Raw genomic sequence first — 24785 nt, 5'->3', positions numbered from 1 at the left:
TTATGAGAAAATATTGTCTTTTGGTTTTGATTTTAACTTTTGTGTATTCATGTACCACAGAGCAAAAAACCGTTGATTTATATGTTGATGTCAATGTAAATGCTTCCGGTGACGGCAGTATGGACAATCCTTTTACAACAATTTCAAATGCATTGACAAAAGCGAAAGAAATTAAATCAACTTCTTTGAATACGCATGTAAACGTTAATCTTTTAGAAGGTGAATATTATTTGGATAAGCCTATAATGATAGATAGCTCTTTAAGCGGACTTTCCATAATTGGAGCTCATCCGGATAAGGTAATACTTAAGGGATCTAGAAAACTAGTGGCACAATGGCAGAAGTTCAATGAAAATATCTACGTAACACAAGTGCCCCAAAATTTAAGTTTTGATCAATTGATCATTGATAGCGAACCACAAATATTGGCGAGATACCCAAATTATGATGAGAATGGGGGGTACTGGCAAGGGCATGCTGCAGATGCTATTGGTAAAGAAAAAGTAGCTACGTGGAAAAATCCCATTGGTGCGTATTTTCATGTATTACATTATGGCAGATGGGGCGGGTTTCATTATAAAATCATAGGGTTGAACGAAGATGGTACACCAAAATTGGAGGGCGGGCATCAAAATAACAGACCATCAAGGCCACATGAAGAATACCGTATGGTGGAGAATGTATTTGAAGAGTTAGATGCACCAGGCGAATGGTTTTTAGATAAGGCGAATGCCAAGCTATATTATTATCCTGCTGCTAGTATTAATTTGGAAAATGCCAAGGTTGAGGTCTCTACCCTAAAAAGTTTGATTCAGGTTATTGGTACGACCAAAAATCCGGTTAAAAATGTTACTATATCAAACATTGGTTTACAGCATACGGAACGTACTTTTATGGAAAATTATGAGCCATTATTGCGAAGCGATTGGACTATTTATCGCGGAGGAGTAGTGTTCTTTGAAGGCACTGAAAATTGTACCATAACAAATAGTATTCTTAAAGATTTAGGCGGTAATGCCATTCTGGCCAGTAAGTATAATGCTGACTTGAGAATAACCGAAAATCATATCTATGATTGCGGTGGCAGTGCCATTAGTTTTATAGGTGATCCTTCTGCCGTTAGGTCACCGGCTTTTCAATATGGTGAAATTGTTCCATATTCGGAGATGGATACTTTACCCGGTCCAAAAAATGAACTATACCCAAGAAATAGCTTGGTAGAGAATAATTTAATTCATCGTATCGGTAGAACCGAAAAGCAAACAGCGGGTGTACAAATTGCCATGGCTATGGATATCACCATACGTTCCAATAGTATTTATGACGTACCACGGGCAGGTATAAACATTGGTGATGGTACCTGGGGCGGTCATTTAATTGAAAAAAATGATGTATTCAATACCGTACTGGAGACCAGTGACCATGGGTCTTTTAATTCGTGGGGCCGCGATCGTTTTTGGCACCCTAATAGAAAAGTGATGGATAGCATGACCTTAGAGCACCCCAAAATGTATACTTGGGATGCTATAAAAACAACGACCATTCGCCAAAATAGATTTAGATGTGATCACGGTTGGGATATTGATCTGGACGATGGATCTTCTAATTATCATATTTACAATAATCTCTGTTTAAATAATGGTATTAAGCTCAGAGAGGGTTTTGAGCGAGTTGTAGAGAACAATATTCTGGTGAACAACTCACTGCATCCGCATGTATGGTTTGCCAATAGTTTAGATGTATTTAAACACAACATTGTTGCCAAAGCATATCAAGATGTAGGTTTAAAGGGCTGGGGAGATGATTTGGACTATAATTTATTTTCTAATGAAGAAAGTATGATGAAATCTCAAATTTATAGTAGGGATATTCATAGTACTTATGGTGATCCACAATTTAAAGATCCCTCAACATTGGATTTTACCGTAACTGCGGATTCTTTAGCTTCGACAATAGGGTTTAAAAATTTTCCAATGAATGAGTTTGGAGTACAAATTCCTGCATTAAAGAAACAAGCGAAGACTCCTACAGTTCCTGTTCTTAATTCCAATAACAGGTTGGTGGAAGATAAGAGTCCTACTGTAGAATGGCTTCGTAACAGCTTAAAAAGTGTAGACTCTGAACAAGAGCAATCTGCCTACGGATTAAATTCTGCGGCAGGAGTGATCGTTTTAGGAGTTTGGAACAAGAGTCCCGCGGTACAGAATAATGGACTCAAAAAAGGAGACGTGATCATTGCGGTAGAGGGGCAACCTATTTCAACCGTAAAAGATTTTTTTACCATGAACCAAAACCATCAAAATAAAGGAAGTTTAGAGGTAGTGGTCATGCGTAATCAATCAGAGAAAAAACTAACAATTCAAACAAAATAATAATCAAATTAAGTAAACAACAACGACATGAAGAAATTAACTAAAATACTAACGGCATTTGTACTGGTAGCTAGTATGAATACTGGTTGTGCACAAACCAAAAAAGTGGTGCAATTATCTGATGATGAACGAATGGAATGGTGGCGAGATGCCAAATTCGGTATGTTCATACATTGGGGTGCATACTCAATAATTGGAGGGGAAAGAGGAGAGAAAATTGCAGGCGGTGGCGCAGAATGGGCTATGGATAAATTAGATTATACCATAGAAGAGTATGAGAAGTTTCCGGCAATGTTCAACCCAGAATTGTTTAATGCCGATGACTGGGTGAAAATGGCAAAAGATGCCGGTATGAAATACATTGTTATCACTTCTAAACATCATGATGGTTTTGGTTTGTGGGATTCAAAAGTATCGGATTATGATATTATGGATGCCTCACCATTTAAACGTGATATTATTAGGGAACTAGCGGAAGCTTCAAGAAAGCAAGGCATTAGATTTGGTGTATATCATTCCATAGTAGATTGGCATCATCCTCAAGCACAAGGCAATTTATTTCCAAACTATAATGCAGGTCAAAAAGACCAGACCGTGGTTAATCCAGAGTTTCCTCAATACTATGAAAATTACCTAAAGCCACAGGTAAAGGAATTGCTTACCAATTACGGCGATATTGATATTGTTTGGTTTGATGGTGATTGGATCGCAGATTATACCACGGAAATGGGTAAGGATATGTACGGATTTATTCGTGAAATGCAACCCAATACCATAATAAACAATAGAGTGGACAAAGGACGAAAAGGTATGGAAGGCATGGATCGTGAAGGTAATTTTGCAGGCGATTTTGGTACACCTGAACAAGAGATACCAGCAACCGGTATTGCTGAAGATTGGGAAGCTTGTATGACCATGAACGGTACATGGGGCTACAAACCAGACGATACCAAATGGAAAAGTAGTGAAGATCTCATTCAAAAATTAGTAGATATCGTATCAAAAGGGGGCAACTTCTTATTAAATATTGGTCCTGATGGTTACGGTAGGTTTCCATCACAAAGTATTAGAAGGTTAAAAGCATTGGGTGAGTGGACAGATGCCAATGGCGAGGCAGTTTATGGGGCAAAAGCTAGCCCATTTGATATGCCGGAGTGGGGTAGGTATACCTCAAAAGATGGCGTTATTTATGCACACATTTTCAATTGGCCAGAAGATGGAAAGTTGAAGTTGAACAAGGCGATTAAGTTGAAAAAGGCATCGTTTTTATCCAATCCTCAAACTAAAATCAATTTTACTACAACAGATGAAGGCCTTATATTGGAATTGCCCGAAACTTCAAAAGAAGATTTTGTAACAGTTTTAAAATTAAGTAGTTAAATATAGGATAGAAGGTTGTTTGATAAGTGGTGAGTTTTATTTTTAATCTTACAATCAATCAGATATTACCAATTCATATAGAAAACATCATAGTTTATAGTTAAAGGACTATGATTTAAAAACATTTTCAATTTAAAAGATAACATTGCTATCAGCTTAATAAAGTGATGCAATGTTTTTTTTTGCCTTCACATTTCAGTATTATTTGAAATTAGACTATGATAAAATTATTCCATAAAACAAGACAAACCATTTTTCCGACTTTGCTGTTGATAATGATATTCTCTTGCGTTAGTCAAAATAACAAGGAGCCTTTAAAATTGGATATGAATGTCTATCTAAGCCTTGCAGATAAAGACACTATTTATCCTACTGACAAGCAATTGGTAATGCTTAAAGAAATAATGCCAAGAGAAGCATTTCAGCCAGCACCTAAAATATCGAATAGGGAGTATTGGAAAGGTATTGCAGAAACGAGCTCAGGTAAAGAATACTTGTCGAAGGCATTGGAGCTTTTAGATAAAAAACCCGAAGTACCCATTACGGACAGTATTTATAGACTTGCCAATAAAGAAGGTAACCGGGGTATTTACAAACCAAGGTATTACAGAACTATGGATCGTTTAGAACGCTTTATTCTTGCAGAATGTCTGGAGAACGAAGGACGTTTTTTACCACAGATCAAGACGTATAGCAAAGCTATAATGAGTATGAAATCATGGTTGCACCCTAATCATGATGATGATAAAAACGGAGTTTTAGAAGGTAGGCGAATATCCATTGACTTGGGTGCACGAAAATTTGGGGGTGTACTGGCATTGGCTGAAAATTTGTTGGAAGATAAATTGCCAAAGTCATTACAAGATGAAATTCATAAACAGTTGCAAAGGCGTATTACGGATTCTTATTTGAAAAGTACAAAGTATTTAGATGAGAATAATAAGTGGATAAAGAGTACCAGTAATTGGAATTCCGTTTGTACCAGTGGCACGGTGTTGACCACGATCACCAGTTCAGAAAGTTATGAGAAGCGTTTGGCAACTGTAGGTTCTGCGCTTAATAGTATGGCGTATTATTTAAGCGGTTTTGGTGATGATGGGTATTGTTCAGAAGGTTTGGGATATTGGGGTTATGGCTTTGGGCATTATTTGTATTTGGCTCAAATATTACATGATTATACTAATGGAAGTATAGATTTATTTATTTTCAATATTGCCGAAAAAATGAAGAATGTTGGCAATTTTCCCGAAGGATTTGAAATTCAGAAAAATGTTTGTTCTCCGTTTTCAGATGGGGTTTCATCCATCTCAAGAAAGGGTAGTAATTTCGCCGATGTTTTATCTGCAAAGCATTACGGTGCCATTCCACCAACCGAAATAAGAATGGAGGAAGCAGCAGAGCAATTAATCGCTTGGCAATACCCAGAAATGTTTCAAGTTGTTGAAAAATCGAAGTCATCGGAATTACCTGATCATACATACTTCAATGATTTTGGAATGGTCATTTCAAGGGGAAAGCAAGAAATTCCATTTTCAATTGCCTTAAAAGCAGGTCATAATGCCGAAAATCACAATCATAGTGACGTGGGTACGTATAGCCTGGTATTGAAAGATGAAATTATAGCAGGAGACATAGGTGCGCCATCATATAGGGCAGGATCTTTTTCTCCGGATAATAAAGCCAGAAGTTCTTGGGGGCATCCCGTACCCATGGTCAACAACACCTTACAGTCTAACGGAATTGAATTTAAGGGAATTATTACGGAAACAGATTTCAGTGATCAAATAGATAAGGTGGTTATGGATATTTTACCTGCCTATGAATTACCAATGCTAAAAACCTTGGAAAGGACGGTAACAAATAATAAGTCTGGTAAAGGCACCATTATAATTGAAGATCATTTTGTAGCAACAGAGCCTATTTGTTTTGGATCGGCAATAATGACTTTAAATGAATATGAAATTGTAGATGGTAAAACCGTTATTTTAAAGACAGCCAACCAGCAAGTAAAAGCCGAGATTAAGGGAAAAGGTTTTGAATTTCACATTAAAGATGAAAAAGTACCAGTGGAACATTTAAGGGAAGGCGGTCCTGCTTATAAAATTGGAATAGAGTTTACTGAACCTAGTGTAGAGGGAATTCTGACCATCAAATTTACACCAATATCATAATGCGAAATAGACTTTTAGTGATTTGCTGTTTACTTGTTTCTATAGTTCATAGCCAAAACAATATTTTAGATAAATTGGGTGTAGCACCAGTTGAAGGCGGACTCATTATGGAAGATTATTGGGTTTGGGGAAGTTCTGTGATAAAGGGAGAAGATGGAAAATATCATATGTATGCTTCAAGATGGCCAAAATATTTAAAGTTTCATCCTGGGTGGATGATCGCTTCTGAAATTGTACATGCCGTTTCAGATTCAGCTGAAGGTCCTTATGAATTTAAAGATGTAGCGCTTGGAGCTAGGGGTGCACAGTATTGGGATGGTAGGTCTTGTCATAATCCAAAGATTGTGAAATATAAAGAGCATTATTTGCTTTATTATATGGGATCTACCCATCCGTTTGAAGAGTTGACAGAAGAAAATTCAGATGCGCTAACATTAGATAGCAAATGGTGCATAGCCGGTAGATGGGGTAAAAGGGTAGGTTTAGCCACTTCTAAGAGTCCAAATGGACCATGGAAACGGTTAGACACTCCAATTTTAGATGTAAAACCAGATTCTTTTTACAGCTATATTACTTCAAATCCTTCGCCTTTGATTAAAAAAGATGGTTCTGTGGTATTGTTATTTAAAGGTCGAAGCTATAGAGAAGATAAAATTACGCACACTGACCAGTTTATAGGTGTGGCTACGGCAGATTCTTTTGACGGTAAATATAGCGTTGTTGGTAATGAACCACTTTTCTCGGCAAATAAATTTGGGGAAGTGGAAGACCCACATGTATGGAGCGATGATAATGGTTTTCATATGATAGCGAAAGATATGACGGGTGCAATTACAGATGGGTATCATGGTGGGGTGCTAGCACATTCTAAAGATGGAATTCAATGGGCATTGGATAAAAATCCCTTGGCGTATACCAGAGAAGTAACTTGGAATAACGGACAAACTATTGAGCAAGGTCAGTTGGAAAGACCGTTTGTTTTAGTTGAAGATGGAGCGCCAACCTATATTTTCTTTGCCACAATGGATGGTCCAGGAGGATTTAGTAATGGTACAAAAACATGGAATATGGTAATACCACTAACAGGTAATAAATAATACACACATGAAATTAATAGGTAAGGTTCTTTTTCTATTATCGGTTTTTGCGATAACAACATCGTTTATGATCTATGTTGTAGATAACCAACAGGAGGTCATAGAAGTACAAACACTTTCTGAATTCAAAAAGTACTTGAATAAGGACAATGTAAAGGTAAAACTGGCAGCAGGCAATTATCAGATAGATGATGCTAAGAAAATTAGGTTTATGGAGTTTACAGGTAATAACAGCTACTTTGACCTTACTGGGGCAAGATTTATGGTCGATACAAAATTGTTTAGTCGTAATGATCTAGAATCTAGTAATGATGGTAATGACATGTATTGTGCCATTGAGGTTTCTGGTACAAATGTCACGCTTGTAGGTTTGTATATTGAAACCTATGGAGATACACCAGGTAAGCAGAGCAAGAATAAAATATTCAATGTAGTTGGTGATGATGTTACCCTTAAAGATATAGAAATCCGTACGGCAGGATCTAGTCCATGGGGCTATGGAAGTTTATATGGTTTAGGTGGGGGTGATGTTCGAAAAATGAACGGTATTCGTGTAGGTTATCCCGCAAAAAATGCAAAATTGATAGGTTGTAAAGTCCATATGAGAGCCATGGGGCATGCCATCTTTTTACAAGGTGCAGAGAATACGTTGATAGAAGATTGCCATGTAGACGGTTTGCTTAGAACAACAAATGCCATTCTTAAGGAAACTTCAGGTTATCTTTTTGATAGGGATTTTTACGCATTAAAGCCAAAACATGAACATAAACCCGGTTATGTTGAAGGAACAATTATAGGTAGAGATGGCAAAATTCTGCCAAATGAGATTATTTCTTTAAGTGAAGACGGAATCCGAATGTATCCGGAATACAACGGTCATAAAACCTTGAATACAACAGTAAAAAAATGTACGGTTACGCAAATGCGAAGAGGTATTTGCACGGGTTTAAGCACATCTGGCGATAAAATTATTGATTGTGTGGTACGCAATTGCGTAGCTACCGGATATAACATAGGTAATGCAGATACAGTAATTAATTGCAGTGCAGATGCAAAATATGCAGAAGCATTTTGCGTACCCTATACAGATGCCAAAGGGGCATATGTAGAAATGAATATTTTAGATAGCAGAAATGGCTTGGCCAATAATCTATTGGCGAAAATTAATGGTACGGGGCATGAAGTAATAATTAAAACGGCAGACCCAGCTTACATACCAGAAAATTTAGAGATAGAATTATCGGTTTGGGAGGGCTATGGCAACTTCCATAAAAATGCGGTCATGCATGCCACTGATATCAAATTAGAGAATGAAACTGCAGCGAAAGTACTTTTATTTCCTGGTACCAAAAATCCCGAAATAAAAAGTGAAGGTGAAGTGGTTAAGGTTTCAAAACCCAAATAAAATCCAATGATGTTAGTCCATATTACACCCAAAGAAATTGATTAATGTGAATACATAATTTGAAATAATAGCATAAAGAATTGAGACTGTTAAAACATAAAATATTGCTTTTAATACTATCAGTTGTAATAAGTTGTTCGGATGATAAAATCATAGAATTACCAATTACAATGCAAGATGGCTATGGTCCTTTTTGGATGGGTTTTGGGGCTATTCATGCATATTCCGAAATAGAAGGAGGGAGAGAATCCACACAATTAGAAGTGTCTGGGCTACCTGAAAAATGGGTAGATGTTAAGGTTGGAGAAATAGTTACGCATCAATCAGACAGGGCAATTAAAAATAGGATTGCATTTGCTTACGAAAATGGGTCTAATGGTGAACTTAAAATGATTGTTGATGCCAATAATAATTATGATTTTAGTGATGACGCTATTTTTTATCCTCCTAAAATAAACGGCTCCATGTTCCAAATGAATAAAGATTCACTTTTAAAAAGTAATGCTATTGATGTTAGTTTTGAACGTATAATTAATAATAAAATTACTGATATAAGTGCACCACTATTAATAGTTCATATGCCAAAATATAATCAGTTGTTATACAATTTTGCACAATTTGCCCAAGCGAGTTTAGATGGGACAGAAATTGCAATTGAATCAAATAATTTTATGGACTTATCATTTAAAGATATTCATCTAACCAAGAAAAATTTAAGTATAAGCCAAGATCAAGATGCATATATGTCAAACTTTATTGCAAATAATGAATACCTTGAAATCGGAGACAACATATATAAAAACCTAGGTATACATATAAAAGAATATACCTTGGTTTTAGAAAAAATTGATAGAGCTAAAGAGAAAATAAATTCTACACAAATAGGTTTTAAGGCCATTGAATTCACAGGTAAGAAACATAAAACTGAAAATTTTATTTCGCTCAATAGTATCAAAGGAAAATATGTGTTATTAGATTTTTGGGCAACTACTTGTGCTCCATGTATAAAGGAATTTCCTCATCTTAAAAAAATGTATTCTGAAATGGATACGACCCAATTTGAAATACTTGGTATTGCAGGTAATAGTTCAATAGAACAGATAGATTACATTATAGATAAACATCAAATTACTTGGCCACAAATAGTATCTGATGATATCAATAAAATAAATGAGAAGTATGGGATAAAGAGTTACCCTCAAACTATTCTTTTGGATCCAGAAGGAATTATTATTTCTAAAGGTTTACGAGGAAAACAATTAGAAGTTAAAATTAAAAGTGTAATAAAATAACGACCTAATTTAGAATAACAACCGCATTTATGTTAGTAAAAATAAATATTAGACTATATCTATTAACAAGCATTTTTTGTTCAGTCAGTTCAATACTAATTGCTCAAGAAAGTAATAAAATTCCTCTACCGACCAATTTAGAACAAGGCTATCCAAGGTTGTATATTACTCAAGACGAGAAAAAAGACCTTCAAAAAACCATTAAAAAAGAAACCTGGGCAAAAGAGGTGTTACAGGGCATTCATGATCGAATTGATACTCATGTAAAGCGCCATCAATCAGATCCGGAGTGGATGGTTTCAAGATTGCAAATGCATTGGAAAACCAAGGCGACCAACATTTATGTAAACGGGGTAAATTATTCACATGCCGATGGTGAAGCACCAGTGCCTACGGTTCGTTTTGTAGGAGCAAGAGATTATACCACACCCTATGGTAAACCTAATTTAGAAGATATTTTGCCTTATATGGATGACCCTAGGGGATTGTATTTGCCCAATAGAAGTAAAGAGGGCAAACCATTTGAGTGGGTACACCCTGCTAAGACCGGAAGAATTATCTACTCGATAAATGAAGAAATACTAGGTCTTGCACGTGATGCCGCATTCATCAATTGGTTAGAAAATGAAGAGGAGTATGCTAAATTCTCCTTCGATGTTTTTCATAAATATATGGAGGGCATGTCATATAGAAGTGAGCCCATAGATTTGTTGAACGGTCACATACAGACCCTTGTAGGTTTTACTAATTTTCAGGTGATACATGAAAATGTTCTGATTGAAATAGCTGAACTCTATGATTTTTTACATCCGTATATAGAAGCAAAATATCCGCAGCATATTGCCATGTACGATAAAACCATAAAACGTTGGACAGACCAGATCATAAAGAACGGTGTACCGCAGAATAATTGGAATTTACACCAAGCAAAAATCATATTGAAAGCTGCAATGGTTTTGCAAGATGACCGGTTTTATGAAGACAAAAAAGGCAGGGAATATTACATAGATTATATATTGAACGTAACCTCTGCACGTCAATGGTCGTTGACCAAATTTATGGATTATGGTTATGATAAGGAAAATGGAGTTTGGGCAGAGTGTCCTGGGTATTCTATGGGTGTCACCAAAGATTTAACCCACTTTGTAGAAGACTTCAATAATACCTTTGATCATAATATTTTACCATACATGCCCATAATGGAAGATGCGGTAAAAATGCTGCCACAGTATCTATTTCCTAATGGGCAAACGGTTGCCTTTGGTGATAGTTATTATGGTCCGCTGAGTTCAGAACCAATGAACGATATGATCCGTATTGCCCAGAAGAATAATAATACAGAGCTAGAAGAGGAATTTACGGCATTGTATCGCTTATTTGCGGATAATAAAGCAGGGCAAAAGAAAAAGCCAAGAACCAATATAAGTTCGTTCTTTGCCAGTAAACCGTTAGAAATCAATCCGAAATACAAAAAAGGAAATTTGGACGATTATGTTACCCAAACCTTTTACGCTCCTAATGTAAGTTGGCACGTACAACGCATGGGTAAGGGCAAAAACGGAATGATGGTTTCTTTAAATGCATCACTGGGAAATCACATGCATGCAAATGGAATTAACATGGAATTGTACGGAAAAGGATTGGTGCAAGGTTCTGATCCTGGTAAAGGTGCTGGCTATTTACAACCGGTGTATTTGGAGTTTTATTCTCAATTTCCCGCACACAATACGGTCATGGTAGATGGTGTATCATCCTATACCGAAATGCTCAGCTATCATGCATTTGATTTGATGGGACAATACCCAATTTCAGGACAGAAAGAGGGGTATTACAAAGATATTACCTATTCTGATGTCTATTTTTTGGAGCCCGAAACGCAAAGCGACCAATCACGTTTGGTAAGCATAGTAAAAACAGGTGAGGAAACAGGATATTACGTTGATATTTTTCGCTCGAAGAAGCAACGCAAGGGTGATAAATTTCATGATTATTACTACCATAATTTGGGTCAGACCATGAAGGTGATGGATGCGGATGGAAACCCCTTAACACTTTTACCCAGTGAGGAAATGGGCTTTGCGGGCGGACATTTGTACGCGCTAGATTACATGTGGGATAAAAAATCCGTAAAGTTAGAAGACGACTATCAAGCCGAATGGAAAATAGATATGCCAGATGGTGAAGATGATATTTTCATGAACCTTTGGATGAAAGGTACAGAAGGTCGTGAGGTATTCTCCATTAAATCACCACCTAATAAAGGATTTAAGGGTAACCACGGTTTACCATATGATGTAGATAAAGCCCCTTATTTAACGTTGACGGCAAGACAACATGGCGAGGCTTGGGAGCATCCATTTGTATCGGTATATGAACCTTTTACGTCTTCCAAAGGAAAAAGTATAGAGAAGATTTCAAGTTTTGAAGACCAAAATAACAGTAAAGGTTTTGTTGGATTAAATATTACACATACATCTGGAAGAAAAGATTTGGTGTTCTCTACGGTCAATAATCAAACAGCAACTTATGGTGAAGTAAGTACAAATGCTACGTATGCATTGATTGGTACTGAGAAAAATGAGAATGTAGTACTATTTATGGGCAATGGTACACAATTGAAAACAAAAGATTTCGTGATTACTTCAGTTGAAAAAGGTAATGTGGTTTTAGAACAGAAAGATGGTAAACTGTATTTACATAATGAAGTTCCTGTAAGTATTACCCAAAATGGCAAAAGTCAACAGTTCAAAGTTGGTGGTTTTAGGGCAGTTGGTATTGAATAGTATAAAAATTGTAGTGTAGATATTTAAAGAAGTCAAATGAAAAACCAACCAGCATCCTTGAAATTAATGTCGTTATGTTTTTTAATGGCATTTTGGACGGTAGCTTTAATGCAGGCTCAAAAAGCTGAATCTGACCTTAAACTATGGTATACGGCACCGGCGGCAGATTGGAATGAAGCATTGCCAATTGGTAACGGTCGTTTGGCGGCTATGGTTTTTGGGAATCCTATTACCGAGAATATTCAATTGAACGAAAGCACCTTGTGGGCTGGCGGTCCGCACCGTAATGATAATCCAAGGGCAAAAGAATCTTTGTCCAATATACGACAACTCATTTTTGATGAAGACTATGATCAAGCTCACGGTATCGCTAATCGCGATTTTATTTCAAAAACCTCTCATGGCATGCCCTATGAAACGGTGGGGAATTTAAGGTTGAATTTTAAAGACCAAGAAAATTGCACCAATTACTACAGGGAATTGGATATTGAAAATGCAATGAATACCACCATGTATTCGGTAAATGGTGTGGAATTTAAAAGAGAGGTTTTTACCTCTTTTACGGATGAGGTCATTGTAATGAGGTTAACAGCCAATAAAGAAGCTCAAATTAGTTTTACGGCAACTATGGATCGCCCAGAACCGGCTAAAGTTAGGTTGTTTACTGAAAACAGTGATGTTTTGGTCATGACAGGTTTTGGAAGTGATAATAAGAATAAGCGTTTGCCAGAAGAGGCTGAGCCAGTTGAAGGTGAAGTAGAATTTGATGCCAGAATAAAAATTGTTCCGGAAGGTGGAGAAATTGTTTCAACGGCAAGTGAATTAAAGGTAACAAATGCAAATAGTGTGATGCTGTACATCTCAGTAGCTACAAATTTTGTGGACTACAATGATGTAAGTGCAGATGCTCATATGAAGGCAGCAGATTATTTGGCTAAAGCATCCTCTAAAAGATATGACCAATTGTTAAGCCGTCATTCAAATTTTTATCAAAAGTATTTTAATAGGGTCTCATTACATTTAGGTAGTACAGATGCGGCAAAAAATCCTACTGATGTTAGAATAAAAGAATTTAGTACCGGTATAGATCCATCGCTAGTTGCCTTATATTTTCAATTTGGCAGGTATTTATTGATCTCCTCATCGCAACCAGGTGGTCAGCCGGCCAACTTACAGGGCTTATGGAACAACCTATTGGTACCACCTTGGAAAAGTGCCTATACCGTAAATATCAATACAGAAATGAATTACTGGCCTGCTGAGGTTACCAATTTATCTGAAATGCATGAGCCATTAATTGAAATGGTAAAAGATCTTGCAGTAACGGGAAAAGAAACCGCAAAGGTTATGTACGGTGCAGATGGGTGGGTAACTCATCACAATACAGATTTATGGAGAATTACCGGTCCTGTAGATGGGGCAACTTGGGGAATGTGGCCAACTGGCGGAACATGGTTAAGTCAGCATTTATTCGATACCTATGAATTTAATGGTGATATAGCATTTTTACAAACGGTTTATCCAGCTATGAAAGGTGCCGCTGAGTTTTGTTTGAGTATGTTAACTCCAGAACCTGAAAATGGTTGGTTGGTAATATCACCTTCGATATCCCCTGAACATGGACCCAAAAACCGTTCTAAAAATGTATTTATCGCGGCAGGTACTACCATGGATAATCAATTGGTGTTCGATATGTTGACAAAAACAATAAGAGCGGCAAAATTACTAGGGATAGATGATAAAATGGTATCTAAAATGCAGTCGGCTTTAGCGAAACTACCTCCAATGAAAATAGGTCAACATCATCAGCTTCAAGAATGGATGCAAGATTTAGATGATCCAACCGATGATCATCGTCATGTATCTCATTTGTACGGTTTATATCCTTCAAATCAAATATCGCCCTATAGAAATCCAGAGTTATTTCAAGGTGCCAAAAATACTTTGATACAAAGGGGAGACCCATCTACCGGATGGTCAATGAACTGGAAAATTAATTTGTGGGCTAGAATATTAGATGGCAACCATGCCTATAAATTAATGGGCGATCAAATAAAATTAGTTGGCAGACCAGACTCGCCTAAAGGCGGAGGTACTTATGCCAATATGCTAGATGCTCACCCACCATTTCAAATTGATGGTAATTTTGGGTTCACCTCTGGTGTAGCGGAGATGTTGGTTCAAAGTCATGATGGAGCAATTCACCTATTACCTGCATTACCAGATGTTTGGGCAAAGGGCAAGGTAATGGGTCTTCGGGCTAGGGGAGGTTTTGAAATCAAGGAGTTGGAATGGAAAGATGGTAGAATTGTAAAAGCTATAATCCGATCTAATCTAGGAGGAAACCTTCGTGTAAGAGGGTATGACAGATTGCAGGATCAAAACGGTAATGAATTTAAAGTTGCCACCACGGAAAACGTGAACCCGTTTTATCAAGTGCCACAAATTAAAAAGCCTGTCATATCTATAACAGATCCAGAAGAGCTTATTTTAAAACCTACATTCTTATATGACATAGCTACAAAAGTTGGGCAAGAAGTTATGCTACTTGCCAAGTAGTTTTATGAATTAAAATCAGGTTTGCCCTTCAATTACTTAAAAACCTTATTTCTAGGCATAATTGGCAATAATTTATAGAAGTTGAATAATAAGTGATACATGTTTTATTCAATAAAGAATAAACTTGTATAGATCAATAATCAACAACTTTTAATTTATTCTTACCTATGAGGAATTTTTTATCGAACACTTCAATTTTCAAGTCCATAGTTTGTGCATTTTTGCTGATCCAAATAGCATGCGCACCAAATAATGAAAAGAATATAGATGCAGAAGTGGTTATTTATGGAGGCACATCTGCAGCAATTGCTACAGCGGTACAATTGGCAAGAATGAATAAATCGGTCATTATTGTATGTCCGGAAACCCATATAGGCGGTCTCTCATCTAGCGGACTAGGATTTACCGATCTGGGAAATAAGGAAGTCATTGGGGGTATTTCAAAAGAGTTTTATCAAGAAGTATACAAACACTACCAGAATAAAGAAGCTTGGAACTGGCAACCAAGAGAGGAATATGGTAATGAAGGGCAAGGCACCACCGCCATAGATGATGAGCTCAAGACCATGTGGACATTTGAGCCCCATGTTGCTGAACAAATTTTTGAGCAATTTGTAAGGGAGCATAACATTACCATACATCGCAATAAATGGCTAGATAGGGAAAAAGGTGTAGAAGTCGAGAACGGAGTGATCAAATCTATTACCATGCTGAACGGGGAGAATTATAAAGCCAAGATTTTTGTTGATGCCACTTATGAAGGAGATTTAATGGCTGCCGCAGGTGTAAATTACCACGTTGGTAGAGAAGCTAATAGTGTTTATGGTGAGGAATGGAACGGTGTACAAAAAGGAATTTACCACCACAGCCACAACTTTCAACAGTTGAATATTAGTCCGTATGTAATACCCGGCGATTCTACTAGTGGTGTACTTCCTAGGATATCAACAGCACCACCGGGTGAAAATGGTTCAGGAGATAAAGGGGTGCAGGCTTATAATTATAGATTATGCACTACTAACGCAGAAGGCAATGTGGTTCCTTTTGAGAAGCCTGAGAATTATGATCCAGCACAATATGAATTGCTGAGAAGAGTATTTGAAGGTGGTAGATATTCCATGTTCGGAGGGGGCAAGATTCCCAATAAAAAGCGCGATGTTAATAACGTAGGACCGTTCAGCTCTGATAATATTGGAATGAATTATGACTACCCGGAAGCATCTTATGAAAGGAGAAAGGAAATTTTACAAGAGCATATAGACTATCATAAAGGTTTGCTTTATTTCTGGGGTCATGATGAAAGTGTGCCAGAACGGTTTAGGACAAGCATAAATAAGTGGGGTCTTGCCAAAGATGAGTTTGTGGACAACGGTCATTGGCCCTACCAAATTTACGTTCGCGAAGCAAGGAGGATGATCGGGGAATTTGTCATGACGGATAATGAGATACTTGGAAAAAAGAAAGTATTAAAACCTATAGGTATGGGCTCCTATGCCATGGATTCACATAACGTTCAACGCTATATAACCAAAGAAGGCTATGTGCAAAACGAAGGTGATTTGGGTATAGAGCCAGACGCTCCCTATCAAATACATTTAGGTACAATATTGCCAAAGCAGAAAGAATGTAAAAATTTATTGGTTCCTGCTGCAGTCTCTAGTTCGCATATTGCCTTTGGGTCCATAAGAATGGAGCCTGTATTTATGATTTTAGGTCAGAGTGCCGGTACCTTGGCAGGAATGGCCATAGATGGGGAGAAAAATATTCATGATGTTGCATATTCTGCTTTAAAGCAGAAATTGATTAAAGACGGCCAGGTGTTGGAATATCAAGGACCAGATGATGTAGCTAAATGAGAATAAGTACAGGACATATTGTTTTCATCATATTGTTAATTACATCTTCAATATCAACCTATGCTCAAGTAATAAATGCAGGAGTGAGAGGTAATACTGCAGTAGATCTTTTAGAAAGATTAAATGATGATGTATTGATTAAATCTCCGGATTTGGTGATAGTAATGGTTGGTACAAATGATATGCTGAATTCTAAAAAGTTGGCTTCATATCAAGCGTATGAGGATTATTTAGAGCGCATTGTCATACGCATAAAGCAAATGAAAAGTAACGTTGTGCTTATGACATCTCCACCGGCAGATTCTGTCTATTTATTTAAAAGACATGATAAGAAGTTGTTTAAAGAATCGCCTAATGTGAAGTTGGATAGTGCAAGAAATAGGGTTCATCATGTGGCAAAAAAATTATCGGTGCATTATTTGGATTTATTTCAGGTTTTTAATGATATGAATTTGCCCAAGCATAACAGCGATTTATTTTTTAAGAATAGTAGCAATAGTGGAGCTGCGGATGGCGTGCATCCTACGGCATTGGGCTATCGGTTTATTGGAGAATTTGTATTTCGATACTTAAAGGAAAACCTGTTATTGAAAAATCCACAAAAGATTATTTGTTTAGGCGATTCTATTACCTATGGCAGCGGAATGGTTGGTAGAGGAACAGCTATGGGAGATACGTATCCTGCAGTCCTTCAGGATTTTATAAATAATGAATACAACAGTATAAATAGACCAAGTAAAAACTGATAAAATAAAAAAAAGGAGAATGCGCCAATTACTACTTGTTTTGCTCATATTAATGGTAAATGTGAATTTCATCAATGGGCAATATCACAAGAAATTAGAGGAAGGTTTTGTACAACTGTTCAATGGTAAAAATTTTGATGGCTGGCATCTCAAATTAAAAAAAGGTGATAGTATCATGGCAAAAGAAGTATACGCTATAGAAGATGGTATGGTACATGTTTTTAAGGATATGCCAGATAGTTTAAATCTAAACACGGGAGAAAATGCCACTCATGGTTTATTCTATACTAATAAGAAGTATAGTAAGTACATACTTAGGTTTGAATATAAATGGGGAGAGAAAATCACCAATAATTTTGATGAATGGCAGTATGATGCGGGCTGCTATTACCATGTCTTCGATGATAAAGTGTGGCCTAAGGGTTTGGAATATCAGGTTCGATATAACCATATTACCGAAAGAAACCATACAGGCGATTTTTGGGGTGCTGGTGTAAGTTTAGATTGGACAGCTACTGAAGATGGCAAAACATTTTTATTGCCCAAAGATGGAGGTAAGGAAATGCGTAATATGAAAAATGAAATTTATGGGTATGCATCTCCCAAATATAATGCCTTGAACGGAAAATGGAATCAGTGCGAAATTATTGTAATGGGTAATGTATATACCATTCACAAGTTAAACGATGAAATTGTGAATATGGGCACTAACCTTTCGGTGGAGGAAGGTATCATCGGTTTTCAATCGGAAACGGCAGAAATAATTTATCGAAACATAGAAATCAAAGAATTCGATAAGGTTATTCCCATTGAAAAATTTCTAAATTAAAAGTAACTCATAAATGCTTATAATTTATATGGAATGAACTATAAATTATATCGCATAGCTATATTAAAAATTACTTTCGATATAAGATCCATAATTCAGCAGTTCTATTGTTGTTGGTAAGTTGAACTAGGGGACAGATCTTGATGAAATTAAATGAAATCAAAGAATGAATAAAGACAGAGTTTTGAGCAAGGTAATCGTAGTTTTTTTAATAGCTATAGTTGGTCTTGGTTGTAAGGGTAAAGAGAAGAATAAACCGGTTGAGGTAAAAAAGAAACCTAACTTTTTATTTGTTCTGGTAGATGATCAATCTCCTTTCGATTTTAAATTTTACGATTCTACTTCAACTTTAGATGCCCCAACGATAACCAAACTGGCAAAAGATGGTTTAATAGTTGATGATGCCAGACACATGGGGGCAATGGTGGGTGCGGTTTGTACCCCATCTAGACATATGATCATGAGTGGGAGAACGGTTTGGAGCTTACCATCTATGCAAGGATACATCAACCCTAACGCTCCTGAAAATTTAGAGGAAAACACCATTGGTGCCATTTTCAATAGGGCAGGGTACAGCACTATGCGTACTTGTAAAAAGGGAAATTCATATCCAAAGGCGAACAAACAGTTTACCGTGGTGAAAGATGCTACAAAACGCGGAGGAACAGAAGAGACTGGTAGTGCTTGGCACGCTGATCAAGTATTGACTTATTTAGACGGTAGGGAAGAAACAGCAGACGAAGATCCGTTCTTTATTTATTTTGGTCTTTCGCATCCACATGATATTCGGGACGGTACGCCAGAATTATTGGCAAAGTATGGTGCAACAAATCATACCGATAAGAAAAATCTTCCGCCTGCAAATGAAAATCAACCACCCTTATTTGAAAATTATTTAAATGCCCACCCTTTTCATCATGGGCATTTAGAATTACGTGATGAAGAAAATGTTAGTGGTGTTTGGAAAAACAGGGATGAGCAAACCGTTAGAAACGAAATAGGGAGGGAATATGCCTGTTCAGAAAATATTGATATTCAATTGAACAAGGTCTTAAATAAATTAGAGGCTATGGGAGAATTGGATAACACCTATGTTATTTATACTTCTGACCATGGTATAGCGGTTGGGCGTCACGGTTTAATGGGGAAGCAGAATTTATATGAGCATTCATGGAGGGTGCCATTAATTGTAAAAGGTCCTGGTATAAAGGTAAATCAGCGTGTTAAGGGTAATATATATCTGACCGATATTTTGCCAACCCTGTGCGATTTAGCCGATATAGAAATACCGGAAACGGTACAAGGGAAAAGTTTTAAGCCTATTCTTATGGGAGAGCAAGAAAGCCTTAGAGAGGTCATGTACGGTGTGTATGCCGGCGGTTCAAAACCAGGTATGCGTACCGTAAAAAAAGGAGATTGGAAATTAATAAAATATGATGTTTTAGACGGTAAGGTTCGTGAGACACAATTGTTCAATCTTGCGGAAAATCCTAATGAATATATAGCAGAACATAGTAAACCTACAGAAATGCAAAATGACTTGTCAGAAAACCCAAAATACGCAGCTAAGTTGGCAGAAATGGAAAAATTACTTTTAGAGGAAATGGAAAATTACGGAGATCCATTCAGGTTATGGGATCAAGAAACTAAATAACTATACATGATGATTTTAAAAAACACACGTAATATTACAATTTTAACGCTACTATTTTTTAGCGTATTAATGAGTTGGGCGCAACAAGCTAAAACAACGGAACAGCCTAATATCATTATTTTTCTTTGTGATGATCTAGGGTATGGAGATCTATCATCTTATGGGCATCCTTTCATAAAAACTCCGAATATTGATAAGTTAGCGGCAACGGGCATTAGAATGACAAATTACTATGCTGCAGCACCGGTTTGTTCACCTTCCCGTGTAGGGTTGTTAACGGGGCGTAGTCCCAATAGGGCAGGGGTGTACGATTTTATACCGGGTCCTAAGAAAAGTGAGGATTTAAGGGATAAGGTCCACATGCAAGAAGGAGAGGAAACCATACCGGCAATGTTAAAAACCGTAGGTTATGAAACTGCTTTGGTTGGCAAATGGCACTGTAGTTCTTTATTTAATAATCCTGCACAACCACAACCAGATTATTTCGGGTTCGACCATTGGTACGCCACCCATAACAATGCATCGCCAAGTCATAAAAATCCAAAGAATTTTGTTAGAAACGGAGAGAAGGTTGGTCAGCAAGAAGGATTCAGTTGTCAATTGGTGGTAGATGAAGCTATGAGCTGGTTAGACAATAGAAAAGGAAATCACCCATTTTATTTACAGGTAACCTTTCATGAACCTCATGAACCGGTAGCTTCACCAGAAGATTTAGTACAGGAATACTTGCCATATTCCAATGGTCTTGCTGAAGCCGAGTTTTTTGCAAATGTTGCCAATGTAGATAAGGCTGTGGGCAGGTTATTGGCATATTTGGAAGAAAAAGGAACAGAAAATACCTTGGTCATTTTTACTTCAGATAACGGACCGGAAACATTTACACGTTACCCTGGCGCAAAAAGAACCTTTGGGCAAACTGGTGGTTTAAAAGGGAGAAAATTATGGACCACAGAGGCTGGTATTCGTGTTCCTGGTATTGTGAATTGGATAGGAAAACCTATGTATACTGGTACTACGGATGCTGTTGTATCCGCATTGGATTTTCTGCCTACATTGTCAGAGATTACCGGAGCCAAATTACCAAATAAAGAGTTAGATGGTGAATCCTTTTTATCCCTGATTAAAACAGGGAAATTTGAAAGAAAGAAACCATTGGTTTGGGGTTTTTACAATGCCTTAAACCAACATAAAGTTGCTATGAGATATGGTGATTATAAAATATTGGCACGTTTAAAAAACAACGGTGAATATCTTCCACAGATAATGAATGTATACGATGGTAATGAAGCTTTGATCAAAGAAAGTGAACTAACCGATTATGAGTTATACAATTTAATTGAGGATAAAATGGAGTCCGTAAATCTGGTAGAAATAGAGCCCGAAAAATTTACGGAAATGAAAATATTACTTCATACGGAGTACGGTAAGTTGCTAGAAGGTAGTCATATATGGAGAAATGAAGTAGACTAAGTAATAGTGGGGTGTAATATTAATGTTTTACTGACAATGTGTTTTATGAAAAAGGTGATAGCTTTTGTTTTTATACTTTTTATGAGCTTACATCTCATGGCCCAACAAAAAAATGTGCTTGTTATCTGTATAGATGATTTAAGACCGGAATTAAAATCTTTTGGTGCAGCATATATACATTCCCCTAACATAGACAGCTTAGTAAATAAGGGTAGGGCGTTTACAAGGCACTATGTAAATGCCCCCAGTTGCGGTCCATCGCGTTATACGTTTTTAACAGGACTATATGGATTGCAGTATAGGGGTGATGCTAATCAATCTTTATTTAAAAGGGCAGAAGAACTATCTGAAGATTCCAATGCTATTTCTCCAAGTATGCCAGAATGGTTCCGCAAAAATGGGTATACCACGGTATCGGTAGGTAAAGTTTCTCATCATCCCGGTGGTAGAGGAGGTACACTTTGGAATGATGATCAAATTCCTGAAATACCTAATGCTTGGGATAAGCATATTATGCCCGTTGCGGAATGGGAAACACCTAAAGGAGCAATGCATGGCTTGGCGTATGGTAAAGTGCGTACACCCAATAATAGGGCCATCATTGAATCGGTTAATGGTGATGATAAAAGTTATCCGGACGGTCATATTGCAGAAGAAGGTTTGCGGCAGCTTGATCTATTGTCTAAAAATGATAAACCCTTTTTTTTGGCAATAGGGCTTATAAAACCACATCTTCCTTTTGGGGTTCCTGAACACTATTTAAAGTATTATGATGATGTTGAAATTCCTGCTTCTCCGCATACCTATAAACCAAAAGGGAAAACCACATGGCACGGCTCGGCAGAGTTCATGAATTATAATAGATGGGACAAGGATCCTAATATTGATAAGGAATTCGCTTTACGGCTTAAAAGGTATTACGCCGCGTGCGTTAGTTATGCCGATAAGCATGTGGGTGATATTATTGAAAAGTTAAAGCAAACGGGTGCGGATAAAAATACGATAGTGTTATTATGGGGCGATCATGGTTGGCATTTGGGAGAACATGCAATCTGGGGTAAACATAGCTTATTTGAAGAATCTTTAAGATCACCGTTAATCATTTATGACCCTTCCATGACTGGGAAAGGTCAAAAAAGTGATGCCATTGTAGAATCGGTCGATGTCTTTCCAACATTATGCGAATTAACGGATTTGCCCGTTCCTAATTTTACCAAAGGATCATCTTTAATGCCCATTTTAAAAGATGCCAAGGCAAGTGGTCATGAAGCTGTGGCAATTAAGGCACATGCTACTACCATACGAACAGATCAATACAGATTGGTTCAACATAAAAGCGGCGAAGTAGAATTGTATGACCATAATACACCAGAGGGTGAAGTGCTCAATATCGCAGAGGATCATCCAGAGACCGTACGGCGTTTAAAAAAATTGATCACTGCCAAAATGGGAATAAAAGCTTTTGTTTTCGCTGATTGATAAATAGCCCATTGGTAAGTAAGTGTATAGCTATAGGTTATCATCACTTTGCAATATAATTTATATACATGGAGCATAGATTTATAGCCTTATAAGTTCAAAGAATTGATATTAGTGGACAATTATCAATACAGAAAAAATGGTAGGTATTTTGTCTTTAATAGCTGTTGAACAAAAAATGGCATTATGCTGTAAAATGTTACGGCGAAATATATGGTTACCTATTATTTTGTTTGGTTTGGTTTTGGTAGCACAGGTTAAGGTGTATCCTGCACCAAATGGAATACAATTAGCTAAAACATATAAGGTAGCGGTAGATGGCTTAGATGTTCCTGTTTACTCTACTAAAATACCACCGTCCAAACCCATACCAAGGTTGAACCCTTTACGGGGTGAATTCGGTAAAGCATCTATTGCTTCTTTTGATATGAAGGGGAGTGCATCAGTTTCTATTGCATATCATGAAAAAGTGGAATCGGTAAAGATTTTGCCCTCGTCGTATAACATAAAACCGAATTTTAAAGGAAATAGCGTTGATTTTCAATTAGATGAACCCGGTCATGTAACTATTGAAATTAATGGAGAGTGGCATGAGTCTTTACATATTCTAGCCAATCCGTTTGAAGAAAATATACCCGATCCCAATGACCCTAATGTCATTTATTTTGGACCGGGAATTCATAATGTATCACAAATAACAGTTACTGATGGGCAGACCTTGTATGTTGCCGGTGGAGCCTATATAAATTGTGTAGTTCCGGAAATAGAGGAAGAAATTGAAATTAGAGGGCAATTAAGAAAAAAACCAACATTTATTTTAGAAGGAAAAAATGTAAGTATAAAAGGTCGTGGCATAATTGATCAAAGTGGCATTCCAAAAAAAGAAAGACGATACACTATTTTGGCGCTTAAAGCAGAAAACGTAAAGATAGAAGGTGTAACAATCTTTGACCCCAGTCATTGGACCATTCCTATTCAAAGTAGTGATAATATTCATGTTGATAATATAAAAATCATAGGTTGGCGTGGTAATGCAGATGGTGTTGATATTACCAGTAGTAGAGATGTTTTGGTAGAGAATTGCTTTATGAGAACCTTTGATGATGCTGTAGTGATTAAGTCCTTTGGCGGATATGGAGAGGTAAAAAACGTTCACACAAGAAAGTGTGTGGTTTGGAATGAGCTAGCCCATGCTTTTAGTATAGGGGCAGAGGTTCATGAAAATATCAGTAACGTACTTTTTGAAGATAGTGATGTTATACATGACGTAGGTAGGGAGACAGCGTTGAGGGTATATCATTGTGATGATGCGGTAATAAGCGATGTCACTTTTGATAATATCAGAATAGAAGAAGCCCGTAGGTTGATTTCCTGTTGGATAGGAAAAACACGCTGGACGGAAACCATGGAACGCGGACATATTAAAAATGTAACCTTCAAAAATATTACGGCAACTTCCGCGCCAATAGATACCACACTTACAGGGTTTCAAGATGGACCAGATTGGAAACCCTATAGCATTAAAGATCATGCAAGTATGGAATTGATCGGTTATGATAAAGATCACATTGTTGAAGGGGTAGTTTTTGACAATGTAATTCTTGATGGTAAAAAAATTGAAGTTAAAAATGTAATCATCAATGACTTTGTTAAAGATGTTGAGGTCAAGAAATAAATAAGCAACAATCCAGA

Annotated in this window: 15 protein-coding genes; all 15 read left to right on the top strand. The window is 37.0% G+C overall.

Annotated elements, in window-relative coordinates; translation table 11 throughout:
- Positions 1 to 2 precede the first annotated feature (2 nt).
- The 15 genes from YQ22_RS02155 (at position 3) to YQ22_RS02085 (ending at position 24768) form a co-directional block, all read left to right on the top strand.
- Entirely contained in the window at positions 3 to 2372 is a 2370-nt protein-coding gene (locus tag YQ22_RS02155; protein ID WP_071339899.1) for a PDZ domain-containing protein, read from the top strand.
- A gap of 27 nt (positions 2373 to 2399) precedes the next feature.
- Positions 2400 to 3752 (top strand): alpha-L-fucosidase, encoded by a 1353-nt coding sequence (locus tag YQ22_RS02150; RefSeq protein ID WP_071339898.1) that lies wholly within the window; start codon positions 2400 to 2402, stop codon positions 3750 to 3752.
- Between the two features lie 218 nt (positions 3753 to 3970).
- Positions 3971 to 5923 carry a hypothetical protein gene (locus YQ22_RS02145; RefSeq protein ID WP_071339897.1) on the top strand — a complete coding sequence of 651 codons (1953 nt, stop codon included), beginning with the start codon at positions 3971 to 3973 and terminating at the stop codon, positions 5921 to 5923.
- Positions 5923 to 7020 carry a glycoside hydrolase family protein gene (locus tag YQ22_RS02140; RefSeq protein WP_071339896.1) on the top strand — a complete coding sequence of 366 codons (1098 nt, stop codon included), beginning with the start codon at positions 5923 to 5925 and terminating at the stop codon, positions 7018 to 7020. Before YQ22_RS02145 ends, YQ22_RS02140 begins: the two co-directional genes overlap by 1 nt.
- Positions 7021 to 7027: 7 nt before the next feature.
- A complete protein-coding gene (locus tag YQ22_RS02135) occupies positions 7028 to 8425 on the top strand; it encodes a hypothetical protein (RefSeq protein ID WP_156894521.1) in 1398 nt (465 codons plus the stop codon).
- A gap of 104 nt (positions 8426 to 8529) precedes the next feature.
- The gene (locus tag YQ22_RS02130; protein ID WP_156894520.1) at positions 8530 to 9717 is read left to right on the top strand and encodes a TlpA family protein disulfide reductase; all 1188 of its coding nucleotides are present in this window, start codon (positions 8530 to 8532) and stop codon (positions 9715 to 9717) included.
- A 29-nt stretch (positions 9718 to 9746) separates the two neighbouring features.
- Positions 9747 to 12500: a hypothetical protein gene (locus YQ22_RS02125; RefSeq protein WP_083414176.1), complete on the top strand. Its 2754-nt coding sequence runs from the start codon at positions 9747 to 9749 to the stop codon at positions 12498 to 12500.
- 36 nt (positions 12501 to 12536) lie between these two features.
- Positions 12537 to 15059 carry a glycoside hydrolase family 95 protein gene (locus YQ22_RS02120; protein ID WP_083414175.1) on the top strand — a complete coding sequence of 841 codons (2523 nt, stop codon included), beginning with the start codon at positions 12537 to 12539 and terminating at the stop codon, positions 15057 to 15059.
- A 167-nt stretch (positions 15060 to 15226) separates the two neighbouring features.
- A complete protein-coding gene (locus tag YQ22_RS02115) occupies positions 15227 to 16915 on the top strand; it encodes an FAD-dependent oxidoreductase (protein ID WP_071339893.1) in 1689 nt (562 codons plus the stop codon).
- Positions 16912 to 17661: an SGNH/GDSL hydrolase family protein gene (locus YQ22_RS02110; RefSeq protein WP_071339892.1), complete on the top strand. Its 750-nt coding sequence runs from the start codon at positions 16912 to 16914 to the stop codon at positions 17659 to 17661. Before YQ22_RS02115 ends, YQ22_RS02110 begins: the two co-directional genes overlap by 4 nt.
- Positions 17662 to 17680: 19 nt before the next feature.
- Positions 17681 to 18490, top strand: coding sequence for a 3-keto-disaccharide hydrolase (locus YQ22_RS02105; RefSeq protein ID WP_083414174.1), 810 nt, complete (start codon positions 17681 to 17683; stop codon positions 18488 to 18490).
- 166 nt (positions 18491 to 18656) lie between these two features.
- Positions 18657 to 20144 (top strand): sulfatase-like hydrolase/transferase, encoded by a 1488-nt coding sequence (locus YQ22_RS02100; protein WP_071339890.1) that lies wholly within the window; start codon positions 18657 to 18659, stop codon positions 20142 to 20144.
- Between the two features lie 6 nt (positions 20145 to 20150).
- Positions 20151 to 21614 carry a sulfatase-like hydrolase/transferase gene (locus YQ22_RS02095; RefSeq protein ID WP_198033506.1) on the top strand — a complete coding sequence of 488 codons (1464 nt, stop codon included), beginning with the start codon at positions 20151 to 20153 and terminating at the stop codon, positions 21612 to 21614.
- 45 nt (positions 21615 to 21659) lie between these two features.
- Complete coding sequence (locus YQ22_RS02090; RefSeq protein WP_083414173.1) at positions 21660 to 23093, top strand: sulfatase; 1434 nt, start codon at positions 21660 to 21662, stop codon at positions 23091 to 23093.
- Positions 23094 to 23232: 139 nt separating this feature from the next.
- On the top strand, positions 23233 to 24768 hold the full coding sequence (locus YQ22_RS02085) for a glycosyl hydrolase family 28 protein (RefSeq protein WP_083414172.1): 1536 nt from the start codon (positions 23233 to 23235) through the stop codon (positions 24766 to 24768).
- Positions 24769 to 24785: the final 17 nt, after the last annotated feature.

Origin of the sequence: Maribacter sp. 1_2014MBL_MicDiv (genome assembly GCF_001865655.1) — a bacterium.
GTDB lineage: Bacteria > Bacteroidota > Bacteroidia > Flavobacteriales > Flavobacteriaceae > Maribacter > Maribacter dokdonensis.
Note: the sequence above shows the minus strand (reverse complement) of the source record. Positions and strands in the feature narration are given on the sequence as shown.